The sequence below is a fragment of the Bradyrhizobium sp. 141 genome, from assembly GCF_023074055.1.
Lineage (GTDB): Bacteria > Pseudomonadota > Alphaproteobacteria > Rhizobiales > Xanthobacteraceae > Bradyrhizobium.
Genome location: NZ_JADPKR010000082.1, coordinates 336,199 through 352,162 on the forward strand (window position 1 = coordinate 336,199; position 15,964 = coordinate 352,162).

Here is a 15,964-nt window from a genome sequence, read left to right on the forward strand (position 1 = left end):
AGTCACCACCGCGTCATGGCCGGGCTTGTCCCGGCCATCCACGCCTTGCCCCCAGCACAAAGAACGTGGATGCCCGGGACAAGCCCGGGCATGACGACCTCGGCTGAATGTTCAGGTGCGGGGACGACGGCGGGCGAGCATCGCCCGCCCGGCCTTTATGAGATTCCTATAACATCGCCATAGCCCTCATCTCGAAAACCTATGCGCGCGCTGGCATTTCAGCACGGTCAATAGTCCCTGCTGTCATCCGTGGACATGCGTTCCATGTCCCTCGCGAGCCCGCCGGGTCACCGAGAGAAAGTTGCGCCGGACTTTGGGGACGCAACGAGGAGCAATCCGATGATGGACATTCTGATGCTGGCGCTGGGCTTCGGCTTCTTTGCCCTCGCGATCGGTTACACCTACGCCTGCGAACGGCTTTGAGGGAGCGGATCATGATCTTCGATTACGTGCTCGCCGGCGCCGTCTCGTTCGGCCTGCTGGCCTATCTCACCTACGCGCTGCTGCGGCCCGAGCGGTTCTGACCGGTGCTGCTGCTTCTCGAATTGCTGCTGGCGGACGCCGTGCTCGTCGCCGGCCTGCTGACGGTGCTCCTGCCGCTCATGCGCCGGGCCCCAAGCTTGAAGGGTTGATTCCATGACTATGGTCGGTTGGCTCCAGATCATTCTGTTCTGCGTCATCATCGTCGCACTCACAAAGCCGCTCGGCTGGTACATGACGCGGGTGTTTGGCGGCGAGCGGACATTCCTGTCGCCGGTGCTGCGGCCGATCGAGGCCGGCGTCTACTGGGTTTCCGGCGTCGACGAGAAGCGCGAGCAGCATTGGCTGACCTACACGGTCGCCATGCTGCTGTTCCATGTCGGCGGCTTCCTCGTCATCTACGGCGTGATGCGGCTCCAGGCCGTACTGCCGTTCAATCCAGCCGGGCAGGGCGCGGTTGCGGAAGATCTATCCTTCAACACGGCAATGTCGTTCATCACCAACACCAACTGGCAGAATTACGGTGGCGAAAGCACGCTGTCCTATCTGACCCAGATGGTCGGCCTGACGCACCAGAACTTCCTGTCGGCCGCAACCGGCATCGCACTCGCAATGGCCCTGATCCGCGGCTTCTCGCGTGCATCGATGCGCACCGTCGGCAATTTCTGGGTCGACGTCACCCGCTGCACGCTCTACGTGCTGCTGCCGATCTGTGTGGTCTACACGCTGTTCCTGGTCTGGCAGGGCATGCCGCAGACGCTCGGCGATTATGTCGAGGCGACCACGCTCGAAGGCGCCAAGCAGACCATCGCGGTCGGCCCCGTCGCATCCCAGGTCGCGATCAAGATGCTCGGCACCAATGGCGGCGGCTTCTTCAACGCCAACGCCGCGCATCCCTTCGAGAACCCGACCGCGCTGTCGAATTTCGTGCAGATGCTGTCGATCTTCCTGATCGGCGCGGCCATGACCAACGTATTCGGCCGCATGGTCGGCAATCAGCGCCAGGGCTGGGCAATCTTGTCCGTGATGGGGGTACTGTTCATCGCCGGCGTCGCCGTCACCTATTGGGCGGAGGCCGGCGGCACCTCGACGCTCCACGCGTTGGGCCTGACCGGCGGCAACATGGAAGGCAAGGAGGTCCGCTTCGGAATCGTTGCGTCCTCGCTGTTCGCCGTCGTCACCACCGCTGCCTCGTGCGGCGCCGTCAACGCCATGCATGACAGCTTCACCGCGCTCGGCGGCATGATCCCGCTGATCAACATCGAGCTCGGCGAAATCATTGTCGGCGGCGTCGGCGCCGGCATGTACGGTATGCTGCTGTTCGTCATCCTCGCGATTTTCGTTGCAGGCCTCATGGTCGGGCGCACGCCGGAATATGTCGGCAAGAAGATCGAGGCGCGCGAGGTCAAGATGGCGATGCTGGCCATCCTGGTGCTGCCGCTGATGATTTTGGGCTGGACCGCGGTCGGCGTGGTCTACCCGGCGGCCGTGGCCTCCATGGCGAACGCCGGACCGCACGGATTCACCGAAGTGCTCTACGCCTTCACCTCGGCGACGGGCAACAACGGCTCCGCCTTCGCGGGCCTCACCGGCAACACCTTCTTCTACAACCTCACGCTGGCCAGCGCGATGTTCGTCGGCCGCTTCTTCATGATCGTCCCGGCGATGGCGATCGCGGGATCGCTCGCGGAGAAGAAATCGATCCCGCCGTCCATGGGCACGTTCCCGACCACGGGGGGTCTGTTCGTCGGCCTCGTCGTCGGCGTCATCCTGATCATGGGCGGCCTGACCTTCTTCCCGGCGCTCGCGCTCGGTCCGATCGTCGAGCATCTGGCGATGAACGCCGGCAACCTGTTCTGATTGTCTGGAGTGACCTCCATGGATACGACCAAACTACAAAAGCGTGCGCCGATGTCGGCAATGCTCGATCCCAAGATCGTGATGCCCGCGATCCGCGCCTCCTTCGCCAAGCTCGATCCGCGGCTGATGGTGAAGAACCCCGTGATGTTCGTGGTCGAGATCGTCGCTGCGCTGACCACCGTGATCTTCCTGCGCGACCTTGTCACCGGCGGCGCTGGTCTCGGTTTCACCTTCCAGATCATCGTCTGGCTCTGGTTCACGGTGCTGTTCGCCAATTTCGCCGAAGCGGTGGCCGAAGGCCGCGGCAAGGCGCAAGCCGAGACGTTGCGCAAGACCCGTACCGAGAGCCAGGCCAAGCTCCTGACCGGTGGCGGCGCGGCCTTCAAGCTCGTGCCAGGCACGAGCCTGAAGGTCGGCGACATCGTGCTGGTCGAGGCGGGCGACACGATCCCCTCGGACGGTGAGGTGATCGAGGGCGTCGCCTCGGTCAACGAAGCCGCCATCACCGGCGAGTCCGCGCCCGTCATTCGCGAATCCGGCGGCGACCGCTCTGCAGTCACCGGCGGCACGCAGGTGCTGTCCGACTGGATCCGCGTTCGCATCACGGCAGCCCAGGGCTCGACCTTCATCGATCGCATGATCAAGCTGGTCGAGGGCGCCGAGCGGCAGAAGACGCCAAACGAGATCGCGCTGAACATCCTGCTTGCCGGCCTCACCATCATCTTCGTGTTCGCCACCGTCACCATCCCGAGCTATGCGGCCTACGCCGGCGGCTCGATCTCGGTGGTCGTGCTGGTCGCGCTGTTCGTGACGCTGATCCCGACCACGATTGGTGCGCTGTTGTCCGCCATCGGCATCGCTGGCATGGACCGTCTGGTGCGCTTCAACGTGCTGGCGATGTCCGGCCGCGCGGTCGAGGCCGCCGGCGACGTCGACACGCTGCTGCTCGACAAGACCGGCACCATCACGCTCGGCAACCGGCAGGCCACCGCCTTCCGTCCGGTGCGCGGCGTCACCGAGCAGGAGCTGGCGGATGCCGCCCAGCTCGCCTCGCTCGCCGACGAGACGCCGGAAGGTCGTTCCATCGTCGTGCTGGCCAAGGAGAAATACGGCATCCGCGGCCGCGACATGGCTGAGCTCGGGGCCACCTTCATCCCGTTCACGGCGCAGACCCGCATGAGCGGCGTCGATGCCGGCGGCTCGTCAGTGCGCAAGGGGGCGGTCGACGCCATGCTGAACTATGTCGGCGGCGGCGCGCCGCTGGCGGTAGCCTCAGGCAACGCTGCTCGCGCCATCCAGCCCGCCGCGCTCTCGGACATTGGCCGCGAGATCCAGATCATTGCCGACGAGATCGCCAAGTCCGGCGGCACGCCGCTGGCGGTCGCCAAGGATGGCAAGTTGCTCGGGATCGTCCAGCTCAAGGACATCGTCAAGGGCGGCATTCGCGAGCGCTTCGCCGAGCTCCGCCGCATGGGCATCCGCACCATCATGATCACTGGCGACAATCCGATGACCGCAGCCGCGATCGCGGCGGAAGCCGGCGTCGACGACTTCCTGGCGCAGGCTACCCCCGAGGACAAGCTCAAGCTGATCCGCGATGAGCAGGCCAAGGGCAAGCTGGTTGCGATGTGCGGCGACGGCACCAACGACGCGCCGGCGCTGGCGCAGGCCGATGTCGGTGTCGCCATGAACACCGGCACCCAGGCCGCCCGCGAGGCCGGCAACATGGTCGACCTCGATTCCAACCCGACCAAGCTGATCGAAGTGGTCGAGATCGGCAAGCAGCTCTTGATGACGCGCGGCGCGCTGACCACGTTCTCGATCGCCAACGACGTCGCCAAGTATTTTGCGATCATCCCGGCGATGTTTTTGGCGTTCTACCCCCAGCTCACCGTGCTCAACGTCATGAACCTGTCGAGCCCGCAGAGCGCCATCCTATCGGCGATCATCTTCAACGCGCTTGTCATCATCGCCCTGATTCCACTCGCGCTGAAAGGCGTCGCCTATCGCGCCGTCGGTGCCGGCGCGCTGCTCCGGCGCAACCTCTTGGTCTACGGCCTCGGCGGCATCGTCATTCCCTTCGTCGCTATCAAGGCGATCGATCTCGTCGTCGTTGCCCTGCACCTGGCTTGATCGTCGCGCCGCGCAGCGCGCTCCATAGGAGAAACACATGCTCAGAGAAATCCGCCCCGCCATCGTCCTTTTGCTGGTCCTCACCGCCATCACGGGCTTGGCCTATCCGCTCGCGATGACTGCCATTGCCGGCGCGATCTTCCCAGCTCAGGCACAAGGCAGTCTGATCGAGAAGGACGGCAAGGTCGTCGGCTCAGCCCTGATCGGGCAGGAGTTCAAGGATGACAAGTACTTCCACGGCCGCCTGTCGGCGACGCTGGCCCCGGACCCGAATGATTCGACCAAGACGGTTTCGGCGCCCTACAACGCCGCCAACTCGGGCGGCTCCAATCTCGGCCCGACCAGCAAGGCTCTGGCCGACCGGCTGAAGGAGGACGTGGACAAGCTCAGGGCTGAGAATCCGAACCAGCCGGTCCCGGTCGACCTCGTGACGACCTCGGCCAGCGGTCTCGATCCAAATATTTCGCCCGAAGCGGCGCAATTCCAGGTGCCACGGGTGGCGAAGGCGCGGAATCTGCCGGAGGATCAGCTCAAGCAGCTCGTTGCTGCGAACACCGAGGGCCGGCTGCTTGGCTTGCTCGGCGAACCCCGGGTTAACGTATTGGCACTGAATCTCGCGCTCGATCGGGCGGCGGCGAAGTAGCGGTCTAGGCTCGCAGTGCACAGATGATTATATTGGGAACATGGTCCGAGAGCGCCGCGATTCCGAACAACGTCCGTCCCCGGAGGCGCTGCTGGAGGCAGCGCGCCGGGAGGAGAGCGTCAGCGGCAAGCTGAAGATCTTCGTCGGCGCCGCGCCCGGCGTCGGCAAGACCTATGAGATGCTGCAAAGCGCCCACGCCAAGCGCAAGGCCGGCATCGATGTCGTGGTCGGCTTCGTCGAAACCCATGGCCGCGCCGAGACCGAGGCATTGGTACGCGGGCTCGAGATGGTCCCGCGCAAGAGGCTGGACTATCGCGGCCAGGTCGTCGAGGAGATGGACCTTGATGCGGTGATCGCGCGGCGGCCAAGGATCGCTTTGGTCGACGAGCTCGCCCACACCAACGCCGCAGGCAGCCGCCATCCGAAGCGTTATCTCGACGTGGAGGAGCTGCTGTCTCACGGCATCGACGTCTACACCGCCGTCAACATCCAGCACATCGAGAGCCTGAACGACGTCGTCGCCCAGATCACCCATGTCCGGGTGCGCGAGACGGTGCCTGATTCCGTGTTCGACCGCGCCGATGCGATCGAGCTGATCGACCTCACGCCCGACGATCTGATTCAGCGCCTGAAGGAGGGCAAGGTCTATGTGCCCAAGCAAGCCGAGCGGGCGCTGGAGCACTATTTCTCGCCGGGCAATCTGACCGCCTTGCGCGAGCTCGCGTTGCGGCGCACCGCCGAGCGGGTCGACGAGCAGCTGCTCAACCACATGCAGGCGAATGCGATTTCCGGGCCGTGGGCCGCGGGCGAGCGCATCCTCGTCTGCGTCAGCGAGGATCCGCGCGCGGCCGGCCTCGTGCGCTACACCAAGCGGCTGGCCGACCGGCTGCATGCGCCGTTCACCGCGGTATCGATCGAGACGCGACGGTCCCTGCAATTGTCCGATGCGCAGCGCGATCGATTGGCCGATACGTTGCGGCTCGCGGAATCGCTCGGCGGCGAGGCGCTGACCATTCCCGCCGTCGACCGTCGCATCGCCGACGATGTCGTCAATTTCGCGCAAGGCAACAACGTCACTCAGATCGTGATCGGCAAGTCGACCCGCTCGCGCTGGTTCGAGATGACGCGCGGCTCGGTCGTGCATGACCTGGTGCGCCGTGCGGGCAATATCAGCGTTCACGTCATCCCCGGCGACGAACTTCCGGCCGAGGATGCGCCCAAGACGGCGGTACAGACCGCGGCGCGATCCGAGCCGTTCAATCCGCTGCCTTACCTGAAGGCGCTGGGCATCGTCCTGATCGGCCTCGGCGCCGCCGTCCTGCTCCAGCCGCGGTTTGGCATCGAGAATGTTGATCTCGTGCTGTTGACGTCGGTGGTGACGGTTGCGGTCCGCTACGGGCTATTGCCGTCGCTGCTTGCGACTGTCGCGGCCTCGCTCTGTTACAATTTCTTCTTTCTGCCGCCGGTCTACACTTTCACCATCACCGACCCGACCAACGTCGCCGCCTTCGTGTTGTTCATGGCGGTGGCGATGATTGTCTCCAATGTCGCGGCGCGCGTGCGCACGCAGGCCGACGCCGCCATCGGCCGGATCAGGATGTCCGAGCAGCTCTACGCTTTCAGCCGCAAGCTCGCGGGCACCGCGACGCTCGACGACGTGCTGTGGGCGACGGCCTACCAGATTGCGTTGATGCTGAAGGTCCGCGTGGTGCTGCTGCTGCCGGAAGATGGCTTGCTCACGGTGAAATCCGGCTATCCGCCCGAAGACGAGCTCGATCAGGCCGATCTCGCCGCGGCCAACTGGGCCTGGAGCAACGACCGCCCCGCCGGCCGCGGCTCGGATACGTTGCCGGGTGCAAAACGGCTGTTCCTGCCGATGCGCACCGGGCGCGGCCCGATCGGCGTCATCGGCATCGACAACGACCGTACCGGGCCGCTGCTGACGCCGGACCAGCGCCGGCTCCTGGATGCGCTGGTCGACCAGGGCGCGCTGGCGATCGAGCGTGTGCTGCTGGTCGAGGATATGGACCGCGTCAAGCGCACCGTCGAATCCGAGCGCCTGCGCTCGGCGCTCCTGACCTCGATCTCGCACGATTTGAAGACGCCGCTCGCCTCGGTGCTGGGGGCGGCCTCGACCATGCGCGATCTCGCCGGGGCCTTGTCCGACGCCGAGAAGCGCGACCTGCTCGCCACCATCATCGACGAATCCGAACGGCTCAACCGCTTCATCGCCAACCTGCTCGACATGACCAAGCTCGAATCCGGCGCCATCGTGCCGAACACGGCGCTGCACGATCTCGGAGAGATCGTCGGCAGCGCGCTGCGGAGGGCAGCCAAGATCCTTGACAGCCATAAGGTCGAGCTGGTGCTGGGCGCCGATCTGCCGATGCTCCAGCTCGATGCCGTGCTGTTCGAGCAAGTGCTCTTCAACCTGCTCGACAACGCGGCCAAATATTCGCCGCCCGACAGCACGGTCTCGGTCCGCAGCCGGCGCGACAGCGATCATGTCGTGCTTGAGATCGCGGACGAGGGCGCCGGCATCCCGCCCGACGAGCTCGAGAGCGTGTTCGACAAGTTCTACCGCGTGCAGAAGGGCGATCATGTCCGTCCCGGCACGGGGCTCGGCCTCGCCATCTCCCGCGGCTTCGTCGAGGCGATGCGCGGCACGATCTCGGCCGCCAACCGCAACGACCGGAGTGGCGCTGTCCTCACCATCCGTCTTCCCGTTCCGGCACAAAGCCGCGCATTGGATACCGCCGCATGAGCGCTGCGCCGATCAAGGTCCTGGTCATCGACGACGAACCGCCGATCCGCAAATTGCTGCGGATGGGATTATCGACGCAGGGCTATGAAATCCTCGAGGCGTCGAACGGCAAGATTGCGCTGGAGAAGCTCGTTGAGGAGCCGGCGCTGATCATTCTCGATCTCGGCCTGCCCGACGTTCAGGGACACGAGCTGCTGCGCACCATCCGCGCCCGCAACGAAGGCGTGCCGATCGTGGTGTTGTCGAGCCGTGGCGACGAAGCCGGCAAGGTACAGGCGCTCGATCTCGGTGCCGACGATTATCTGACCAAGCCGTTCGGCATGGACGAGCTGCTGGCCCGCCTGCGCGCCGCGCTGCGGCACCAGCTCCAGGTGCAGGGCGAACGCCCCGTGTTCCGCACGGGAGATCTCTCGGTCGATCTCGTCCGCCGCATCGTCAAGGCCGGCGACCGCGAGGTGAAGCTGTCGCCGAAGGAATATGACCTTCTGCGCGTGCTCGTGCAGCACGCCGGCAAGGTGCTGACTCACCGTTTCCTGCTGAGGGAGCTCTGGGACGAGCTGACCGATGCGCAATATCTGCGCGTCTATGTCCGCCAGCTCCGCCAAAAGATCGAGGCCGATCCGGAACGGCCGCAATATGTGCTGACGGAAACGGGGATCGGCTACCGGCTGAAGGCGGGGGATTAACGTTCCTCAGACCCGTAGGGTGGGCAAAGGCGCAAAGCGCCGTGCCCACCATTCTCTCGATTTCGACAAAGGTGGTGGGCACGCTTCGCTTTGCCCACCCTACGAATACTAGGCGAGTAGTCCCTCAGCCCGCCTTCCTGTGCCGCGCCGTCGAACGGTGCGTCTTCTTCGCCGCGCGTTGCCGCCCGGTCGCGCGGCGCGCATGGGACTGCGCCGCCGTCTTTTTTCGGCCGCGTCCCTTCAGGCTCTGCTTCAGCGCGTCCATGAGGTCGACGACGTTGCTCGGCCGCTCCTCGGGTTCGGGCAGCTCGATTGTCTTGCCGCTGGCCTTGCGCTTTACCAGCGCCTTCAGCGCGTTCTCGTACTCGTCCTTGAACTTGCCGGGGTCGAAATGCGCGGCCTTGGTATGGAGGATGTGGCCGGCGAGCTCGACCATGTCCTTGGTGATCTTCGGGCTCTTGATATCGTCGAAGAACTGGTCCTCGTCGCGCAGCTCGTAAGGGTAGCGCAGCGTGGTGCCGAGCAGGCCCTTGCCGAGCGGCTCGATCGCCATGATGTGTTCGCGGTTGGTGAGCACGATCTTGGCGAGCGCCACGCGCTCCTGGTCCTTCATGGCGTCGCGGATCACCGCGAACGCGTCGACCGCGGCCTTGCCGTCGGGCGCCATGTAATAGGGATGGTTGAGATAGCGCTGGTCGATCTCCTCGCTCGGCACGAAGCTCTCGATGTCGATGGTGTGGTTGCTCTCGATCTGGACAGCCTCGAGCTCCTCCGGTTCGATCTCGACGTATTTGCCCTTGCGCAGCTCGTAACCGCGGCCCTTCTGGTCGCTCTCGACGACGTCGCCGGTCTCGGCATCGATCATCTGCTGCTTGAGCCGGTTCCCGGTCTCGCGGTTGATCAGGTGAAATCGCGTCTTCTCCGCTGCCGTCGTCGCCGGATAAAGCACGACCGGGCAACTGACCAGCGACAGCTTCAACGTTCCCTTCCAATAGGCACGCGGGGCCATTCCATTCTCCAGCGTTTTCAGTGCGTTTTGGAACCCCAACCCTCCCATAGGGTTTTGGTTCCGGGTGGGACTTTGGCCGTGATAGGCTTGAATGCCGAAAGAGAAGCGGGACCGGTCGTGCTGCAAAAACTCTCCACTTACCGACAGAAGCGTGACTTCGAGAAAACGCCCGAGCCATCGGGCAAGTCCGCAGTGGCGCCATCGAAGCAGCGGCGCTTCGTGATCCAGAAGCATGATGCGAGCCGGCTGCACTACGATCTCAGGCTCGAATTCGACGGCGTGTTCAAGTCCTGGGCCGTGACCAAGGGACCCTCGCTCGATCCGCACGACAAGCGGCTTGCGGTCGAGGTGGAAGACCACCCGCTCGACTATGGCGATTTCGAAGGCACGATTCCGGAAGGGCAGTATGGCGGCGGCACGGTGATGCTGTGGGACCGCGGCACCTGGGAATCGGAGGACGCGGAGCGCGGATTCAAGAAAGGCGATTTGAAATTCACCCTGCATGGCGACAAGCTGCATGGGAGCTGGGTCCTGGTGCGCATGCGCAACGACCGCACTGGCGGCAAGCGCACCAACTGGCTCCTGATCAAGCACCGCGACGAATTTGTCCGCGAGGGCGCGGACAACGACATTCTCGATGAGGACAGATCGGTCGCCTCCGGCCGTGCGATGGAGCAGATCGCCGAAGGCAAGGGGCGTGCCCCGAAACCGTTCATGCTGACGAAGGGTGCCAAGACCAAGGCCGATGCGGTCTGGCAATCCAACCGCGCGGAGGAGACGAAAGGGCACACGGTCAAGCCGGCCCCGCGCACGGCATTGAAAGCCGGCAAGATCTCCAAGAGCAAAGCGGTGAAGAAGAAAGCCACGACCGCGACCAACGCCAGGAAGGTTGCCGAGATGCCGGATTTCGTGGCGCCGCAGCTCTGCACGTCGGTCGAGCGCCCTCCGGCCGGCGAAGGCTGGTGCCACGAGATCAAGTTCGACGGCTATCGGGTGCAGCTCCGGGTCGAAGACGGCAAGGCAACGCTGAAGACGCGCAAGGGCCTCGACTGGACCGACAAGTTCGCGGCGATCGCGAAAGAGGCGGGGTCATTGCCGGACGTGATGATCGACGGCGAGATCGTCGCGCTCGATCACAATGGCGCGCCGAACTTCTCCTCGCTGCAGGCTGCGCTGTCGGACGGCAAGACCGGCGAGCTGATCTTCTTTGCCTTTGACCTCCTGTTCGCAGAAGGGCAGGACTACCGCCGGCTGCCGCTCGGCGAGCGCAAGGCCCTGCTCAAGGAGCTGCTGGAGAAGCGCAAGCGGAAATCAGCCCAGATCCGCTATGTCGAGCATTTCGAGAGCGGCGGCGATGCGGTGCTGCAATCGGCCTGCAAGCTCGAGCTGGAAGGCGTGGTGTCGAAGAAACTGGACGCGCCCTATCGCTCCGGCCGTACCGAGAGCTGGATCAAGGCCAAATGCCGTGCCGGCCATGAGGTCGTGATCGGCGGCTACAAGACCACGAACGGCAAATTCCGCTCGCTGATGGCCGGCGTGCATCGCGGCGACCATCTCGTCTTCGTCGGCATGGTCGGCACCGGCTTCGGCGCCGACAAGGTCAAGCGCATCATGCCGTCCTTGAAGGCCATGGAAGCCAAGGAAAGCCCCTTCGGCGGCAAGAACGCGCCGAAGAGAGCCAAAGAGGTGCACTGGCTGAAGCCGGAGCTGGTCGCGGAGATCGAGTTCGCCGGCTTCACCGCCGACGGCAATATCCGCCAGGCCGCGTTCAAGGGCTTGCGGCAGGACAAGCCCGCCGAGGAGGTCGAGGCGGAAACGCCCGTCGATACCGAACTCGCCGAGCCCACAGTCAGCAAGCGCGTGACGAAGACGGCCAAGCGATCGAAGGACGCCGGCACGGCCGAGGTGATGGGCGTCGTCATCTCCAAGCCGGACAAGGAGCTGTGGCCGGATGGCGGTGATGGCGAGGGCGCGACGAAGCTTGATCTCGCCCGCTATTTCGAGGCGGTCGGGACCTGGATGATCGAGCATCTGAAGGGCCGCCCGTGCTCGATCGTGCGTGCGCCCGACGGCATCGGTGGAGAGACGTTCTTCCAGCGTCATGCCATGCAGGGCACCTCGAATTTGCTCGAGCTCGCCAAGGTCTCGGGCGATCGTAAACCCTATTTGCAGATCGATCGCATCGAAGGGCTGGCCGCCGTTGCGCAGATTGGCGGCGTCGAGCTGCATCCATGGAATTGCGCGCCAAACGCCTATGACACGCCGGGCCGGCTGGTGTTCGATCTCGATCCGGCGCCGGATGTCGAGTTCGCCGACGTGGTGGAGGCGGCCAAGGAGATGCGGCAGCGGCTGACCGACATCGGCATGGAGAGCTTCTGCAAGACCACGGGCGGCAAGGGTCTGCATGTCGTCGTGCCGCTGCGCCACGGCGCACGCGACAAGGTGAGCTGGAAGGAAGCCAAGGGCTTCGCGCAAGGCGTCTGCCAGTGGATGGCCGATGACGATCCAGAGCGCTATCTGCTCAACATGTCGAAGAAGCTGCGCAAGGGAAAGATCTTCCTGGATTATCTGCGTAACGACCGCATGTCGACGGCGGTGGCGCCATTATCGCCGCGGGCGCGCGCCGGCGCCACGGTATCGATGCCGGTAACCTGGGCGCAGGTGAAGAGCGATCTCGATCCAAAGCGCTATACGCTGCGGACCGCGCCCGGCTTGCTGCCGCGGTCGAAGGCGTGGGAGGGCTATGAGGATGCGGCCGCGTCGATCAAGGCGTCGATCAAGAAGCTCGCGGGGAAAAGAAAGTAAGTCCTCGCTACGGGCGCGACTCCCGTAGGGTGGGCAAGGCGAAGCGTGCCCACCATCTTGTTGCGGCGAGGGAAGGTGGGCACGGCCCAAGAGCGCCTTTGCCCACCCTACGAAATCCTCGCTGTGTCGCTAGATCCTTCCCATCAGGAGCAGGATCAGCAGGATGACGATGACGAGCCCGAGGCCGCCGCCGCCGTAATAGCCGGTGCCATAGAACGGACCGCCGCCGATGCCGCTGAAGCCGCCAAGCAGGGCGATGACCAGAATGATCAGAATGATCGTACCGATTGACATGCGAATCTCCTCCAGCCCTTTGTTGAAAGGGTCGTTTGCACGTGTCCCCGTGGTGCAAGGGCAACTTGCCGCAGGTTTTAAAGTTCCGTCCATGGAAACACCGGTTGCAGGACCAAACCTGCATGGAACGGTTGGCGTTTCGGCCGGCATGACTATGTGAGAATCAATCCACGAGGCACGGCCATGTCAGCACCGCTTGTCGTTTCAATTCCGCATCGTCTCGGTCGCGAGGAGGCGGTGCGCCGGCTCAAGACCGGGCTCGGCCGTGCGGCCGCTAGCATTCCCGTGATGCAGGTCGAGGAGGAACGCTGGACCGGCGATAGCATGGCCTTTCGTATCCGCGCGCTCGGACAGGTCGCGACGGGGCAGGTCGATGTCGCCGACGACCATGTCGAGGTGCAGGTGGTGCTGCCCTGGCTGTTGCAGCGCTTTGCCGAGATGGCGCAAGCCACGATCAAGAAGCGCGGGCAGTTGCTGCTGTCCAAGGACGAGCGAAAGTAACGTCAGGCGCGCATGCGCGGCCGCGCGGGCCGGATGGCATTTGCCGTGCGGGCCTCGATGACGGAGGCGGGAAGATCACGGAAGGCCTGCGAGAGCGGCAATTCGTTGCCTGCAAAGCCCGCCGCGGCATAGCCCGTGATATCGACGGTTGCGTCGAATCCTTCGAGCGCCGGCCATTCCCGCCCGGCTTGCGTGAACGGCGCGAACTGACGCCCGACCACGACGATCGCGGCAGCGCGGCCGTAGCGGCGGGCGAAGGCAACGACATGGTCGGCATGCGCGCCGCGCACCGCCAGCGGCTCGTAGTCGCCTTGTGCGAAAACGTCGGCGAACTCATTGCGCAGTTTGAGAAGACGCCGTGTCCAGGCCAGTTTGATCAGGCCGTCCGGCCAGCTCCTGATCAGGCTACGCCAATCCGGATCGTCCAGTGAGCTCAGCGCCGCCTGCCGCGCGGCAAAGTCGACCGGGCGACGGTTGTCGGGATCGACCAGCGACAGGTCCCAGAATTCGGTGCCCTGATAGAAGTCGGGCACGCCGGGCAGCGTCGCCTTCAGGGTCAGCTGGCTCAGGGAGTTCAACATGCCGAGCAGTGCGAGGCGGCGGGCCAGCGTTCGCAGCGCCTCCAGGAATTCGCCTGACAGCGCGGGGTCGAGGATTTTGTCGACGAAGCTCTTCACGCCGGTCTCATAGGCCTCGTGCGGATTGAGCCAACTGGTCTCTTCCTTGCCCTCGCGTGCGGCCTTCAGCGTATAGGCCTGGATGCGCTCGACGAAGCCGGCATCGACCGGCGTCTGCAGCGGCCAGGCCCCGAGCAGCGTCTGGTAGAGCATGTATTCGAACGTCGCCGATGGCGCGCGTAGATTGCCGTCGAGCGCGAGGTGCGGCGCGTTCGACACCTTCCAGCGCGAAACCGCGCTGGTCCATTCGCCGGGAATTTCGCTGAGCGCCGCGATCCGCGCGCGGGCATCCTCGCCGCGCTTGGTGTCATGCGTGGCAGTCGCCGTCATTCCTTGCGGCCATTCCTTGGCGCGGGCCTGCATGGCCTCGTGGAAAGCGGGAATGGTGAGGCCGGTGCTGGCGGGATCGCCGCCGACTTCGTTCAGGGCGAGCAGTCGGTGGAACTGATAGAACGCGGTGTCTTCCAGCGACTTCGCCATCACCGGCCCGGTGAATTGCTGCACCTTCAGCGCGAAGCGGCGCACGCGCGGGACACTGTGCGGCGGACGGCCGGGCTTGAGCAGGTCCATGGTCAGCGCGTCGCGCAGGAAATCGAAGATGCCTTCGTCCGCGGCGAACCATTCCAAACGGGCGCGCGCGATGGTGTCGTCGATCAGCTTGCGGTCGGGGGCCGTCGGGCCGCTGTTGGTCAGATAGGTGCGGTACACCGGGAAATGCAGCACATGGAGTTCCAGCGCTTGGCGTAGGCTGTCGGCGGAGAAATCGCGGGTCGAGTAATGCCCGTTGGCGATGCGCGCGAGCAGGCGCGTCAGCACGGTGAATTCGCTGGTGAGCAGCGTCTCCAGCACCCGCCGCTTGGCTTCCTTGACGTAAGGCGCGAGCCGCGGCGGCCGGTTGCTGATCTGCCGCCAGGTCTCGTCCAGCGCCGTCAGCCCCTTGGTGTCGACCAGCACCTGGGTGATGACGTTCATCCATTCATAGCCGGTGGTGCCCTGGACGCCGGCAAAGTGCGGCAGGCGTTCGTGCTCGCACAGGATCTTTTCGATCGCCGTATAGAACGGCTTTGTGTTGCCTTGCGCGTCGCGCACCAGCCGGCGCAGGCGCTGGCAATATTGGGCGGGATCGCGCAGGCCGTCGATGTGATCGAGCCGAATTCCCTGCAATTTGCCGTCGACGATGAGCTGCTTCACCAACCGGTGCGTGGCGGCAAATGTGCTCGCGTCCTCGACGCGCAGACCTGCGAGCCCGTTGACGTCGAAGAAACGGCGATAATTGATGTCGCTGGAGGCGAGCCGCCAATGCCCGAGCTTGTAATGCTGGCGCTCCAGCAGGTGATGCAGCGCCAGCGTCTGCGCCGGGCGATCCTTGGCGGCCCGATAGGCGGCAAGACCACGCGCGATGATCTCGGCGGCACCCACGATCTCCCTGAGCTCGGTCTTGAACGCGGGGGCTTCCTTGCGGTTGGGGCGGCGCAGTCCGGTGTATCGCGCTGCGAGCGAGAGCAGGCTTTGACCGGGCTCCGTCTCGGCGGCATCCGCTTCCTTCACGATCATGCGCAGCATCTCGCCATAGCGCTCCGGCGCGATGGGTAAGCGATGCTCGAAATACCAGGCGGAGAAGCTTCCCTGATCCGGATCGTAGCGCAGCTCGATGTCACCGCGCTCGAGCGCCTCGCCGTAGGATGCGCCCAGGATCGGCAGCAGCACGCCGCCGCGGGCGCGGTAGGCGAGCTGATCCCAGTCGATGTCGAAGGAGACCGCGTGCGGCGAGGCCTGGCCCCATTCCAGCACGTCCAGCCACCAGGGATTGTCGGCAAAATGAACGCCGACATGGTTGGGCACGAAGTCGATGATGAGGCCGAGGTCGTTCTTGATGAGGGCCTCGCTCAGCCGCGCGAAGCCGGCCTCGCCGCCGAGCTCCGGATTGAACTGGCCGTGATCGACGGTGTCGTAGCCGTGGGTCGAGCCCTTGCGGGCCTTCATTACCGGTGAGGCGTAGAGATGCGTGATCCCGAGCGCCTTGAGGTAGGGAACGACCGCGGTGGCCTTGTCGAAGTCGAAATCCGCGGTGAGCTGAAGCCGGTAGGTCGCAAGAGGAATGGCGGGAGGCAT

The 15,964-nt window shown here is 64.7% G+C and carries 12 protein-coding genes; 9 read left to right on the forward strand and 3 right to left on the reverse strand.

Going from position 1 to position 15,964, the window contains the following annotated elements; translation table 11 throughout:
• Positions 1-264: 264 nt before the first annotated feature.
• The 7 genes from IVA81_RS24980 (at position 265) to IVA81_RS25010 (ending at position 8,566) form a co-directional block, all read left to right on the forward strand.
• Complete coding sequence (locus IVA81_RS24980) at positions 265-423, forward strand: hypothetical protein (protein ID WP_247322868.1); 159 nt, start codon at positions 265-267, stop codon at positions 421-423.
• Between the two features lie 11 nt (positions 424-434).
• Entirely contained in the window at positions 435-524 is a 90-nt protein-coding gene (locus IVA81_RS24985; RefSeq protein ID WP_247322870.1) for a K(+)-transporting ATPase subunit F, read from the forward strand.
• A 112-nt stretch (positions 525-636) separates the two neighbouring features.
• Positions 637-2,340, forward strand: coding sequence for a potassium-transporting ATPase subunit KdpA (gene kdpA / locus IVA81_RS24990; protein ID WP_247322871.1), 1,704 nt, complete (start codon positions 637-639; stop codon positions 2,338-2,340).
• An 18-nt stretch (positions 2,341-2,358) separates the two neighbouring features.
• Positions 2,359-4,473 carry a potassium-transporting ATPase subunit KdpB gene (gene kdpB, locus IVA81_RS24995; protein WP_247322874.1) on the forward strand — a complete coding sequence of 705 codons (2,115 nt, stop codon included), beginning with the start codon at positions 2,359-2,361 and terminating at the stop codon, positions 4,471-4,473.
• Positions 4,474-4,510: 37 nt separating this feature from the next.
• Complete coding sequence (locus tag IVA81_RS25000; protein ID WP_247322875.1) at positions 4,511-5,116, forward strand: K(+)-transporting ATPase subunit C; 606 nt, start codon at positions 4,511-4,513, stop codon at positions 5,114-5,116.
• A gap of 40 nt (positions 5,117-5,156) precedes the next feature.
• Positions 5,157-7,880 carry a sensor histidine kinase KdpD gene (locus tag IVA81_RS25005; RefSeq protein WP_247322877.1) on the forward strand — a complete coding sequence of 908 codons (2,724 nt, stop codon included), beginning with the start codon at positions 5,157-5,159 and terminating at the stop codon, positions 7,878-7,880.
• Complete coding sequence (locus IVA81_RS25010) at positions 7,877-8,566, forward strand: response regulator transcription factor (RefSeq protein ID WP_247322879.1); 690 nt, start codon at positions 7,877-7,879, stop codon at positions 8,564-8,566. The genes IVA81_RS25005 and IVA81_RS25010 overlap by 4 nt, the downstream gene beginning before the upstream one ends.
• Positions 8,567-8,690: 124 nt before the next feature.
• Here the strand turns inward: IVA81_RS25010 and IVA81_RS25015 are convergent, their stop codons facing one another.
• Complete coding sequence (locus tag IVA81_RS25015) at positions 8,691-9,575, reverse strand: Ku protein (RefSeq protein ID WP_247322881.1); 885 nt, start codon at positions 9,573-9,575, stop codon at positions 8,691-8,693.
• A 117-nt stretch (positions 9,576-9,692) separates the two neighbouring features.
• On the opposite strand from IVA81_RS25015, the gene ligD reads away from it, so the two are divergent.
• The gene (ligD, locus tag IVA81_RS25020) at positions 9,693-12,380 is read left to right on the forward strand and encodes a DNA ligase D (RefSeq protein WP_247323209.1); all 2,688 of its coding nucleotides are present in this window, start codon (positions 9,693-9,695) and stop codon (positions 12,378-12,380) included.
• 129 nt (positions 12,381-12,509) lie between these two features.
• Here ligD and IVA81_RS25025 read toward each other — a convergent pair whose 3' ends face one another.
• Entirely contained in the window at positions 12,510-12,674 is a 165-nt protein-coding gene (locus IVA81_RS25025) for a DUF3309 family protein (RefSeq protein WP_018318514.1), read from the reverse strand.
• Between the two features lie 183 nt (positions 12,675-12,857).
• On the opposite strand from IVA81_RS25025, the gene IVA81_RS25030 reads away from it, so the two are divergent.
• Entirely contained in the window at positions 12,858-13,175 is a 318-nt protein-coding gene (locus tag IVA81_RS25030; RefSeq protein ID WP_247322883.1) for a polyhydroxyalkanoic acid system family protein, read from the forward strand.
• Positions 13,176-13,177: 2 nt separating this feature from the next.
• Here IVA81_RS25030 and treY read toward each other — a convergent pair whose 3' ends face one another.
• A complete protein-coding gene (gene treY, locus IVA81_RS25035; RefSeq protein ID WP_247322884.1) occupies positions 13,178-15,964 on the reverse strand; it encodes a malto-oligosyltrehalose synthase in 2,787 nt (928 codons plus the stop codon).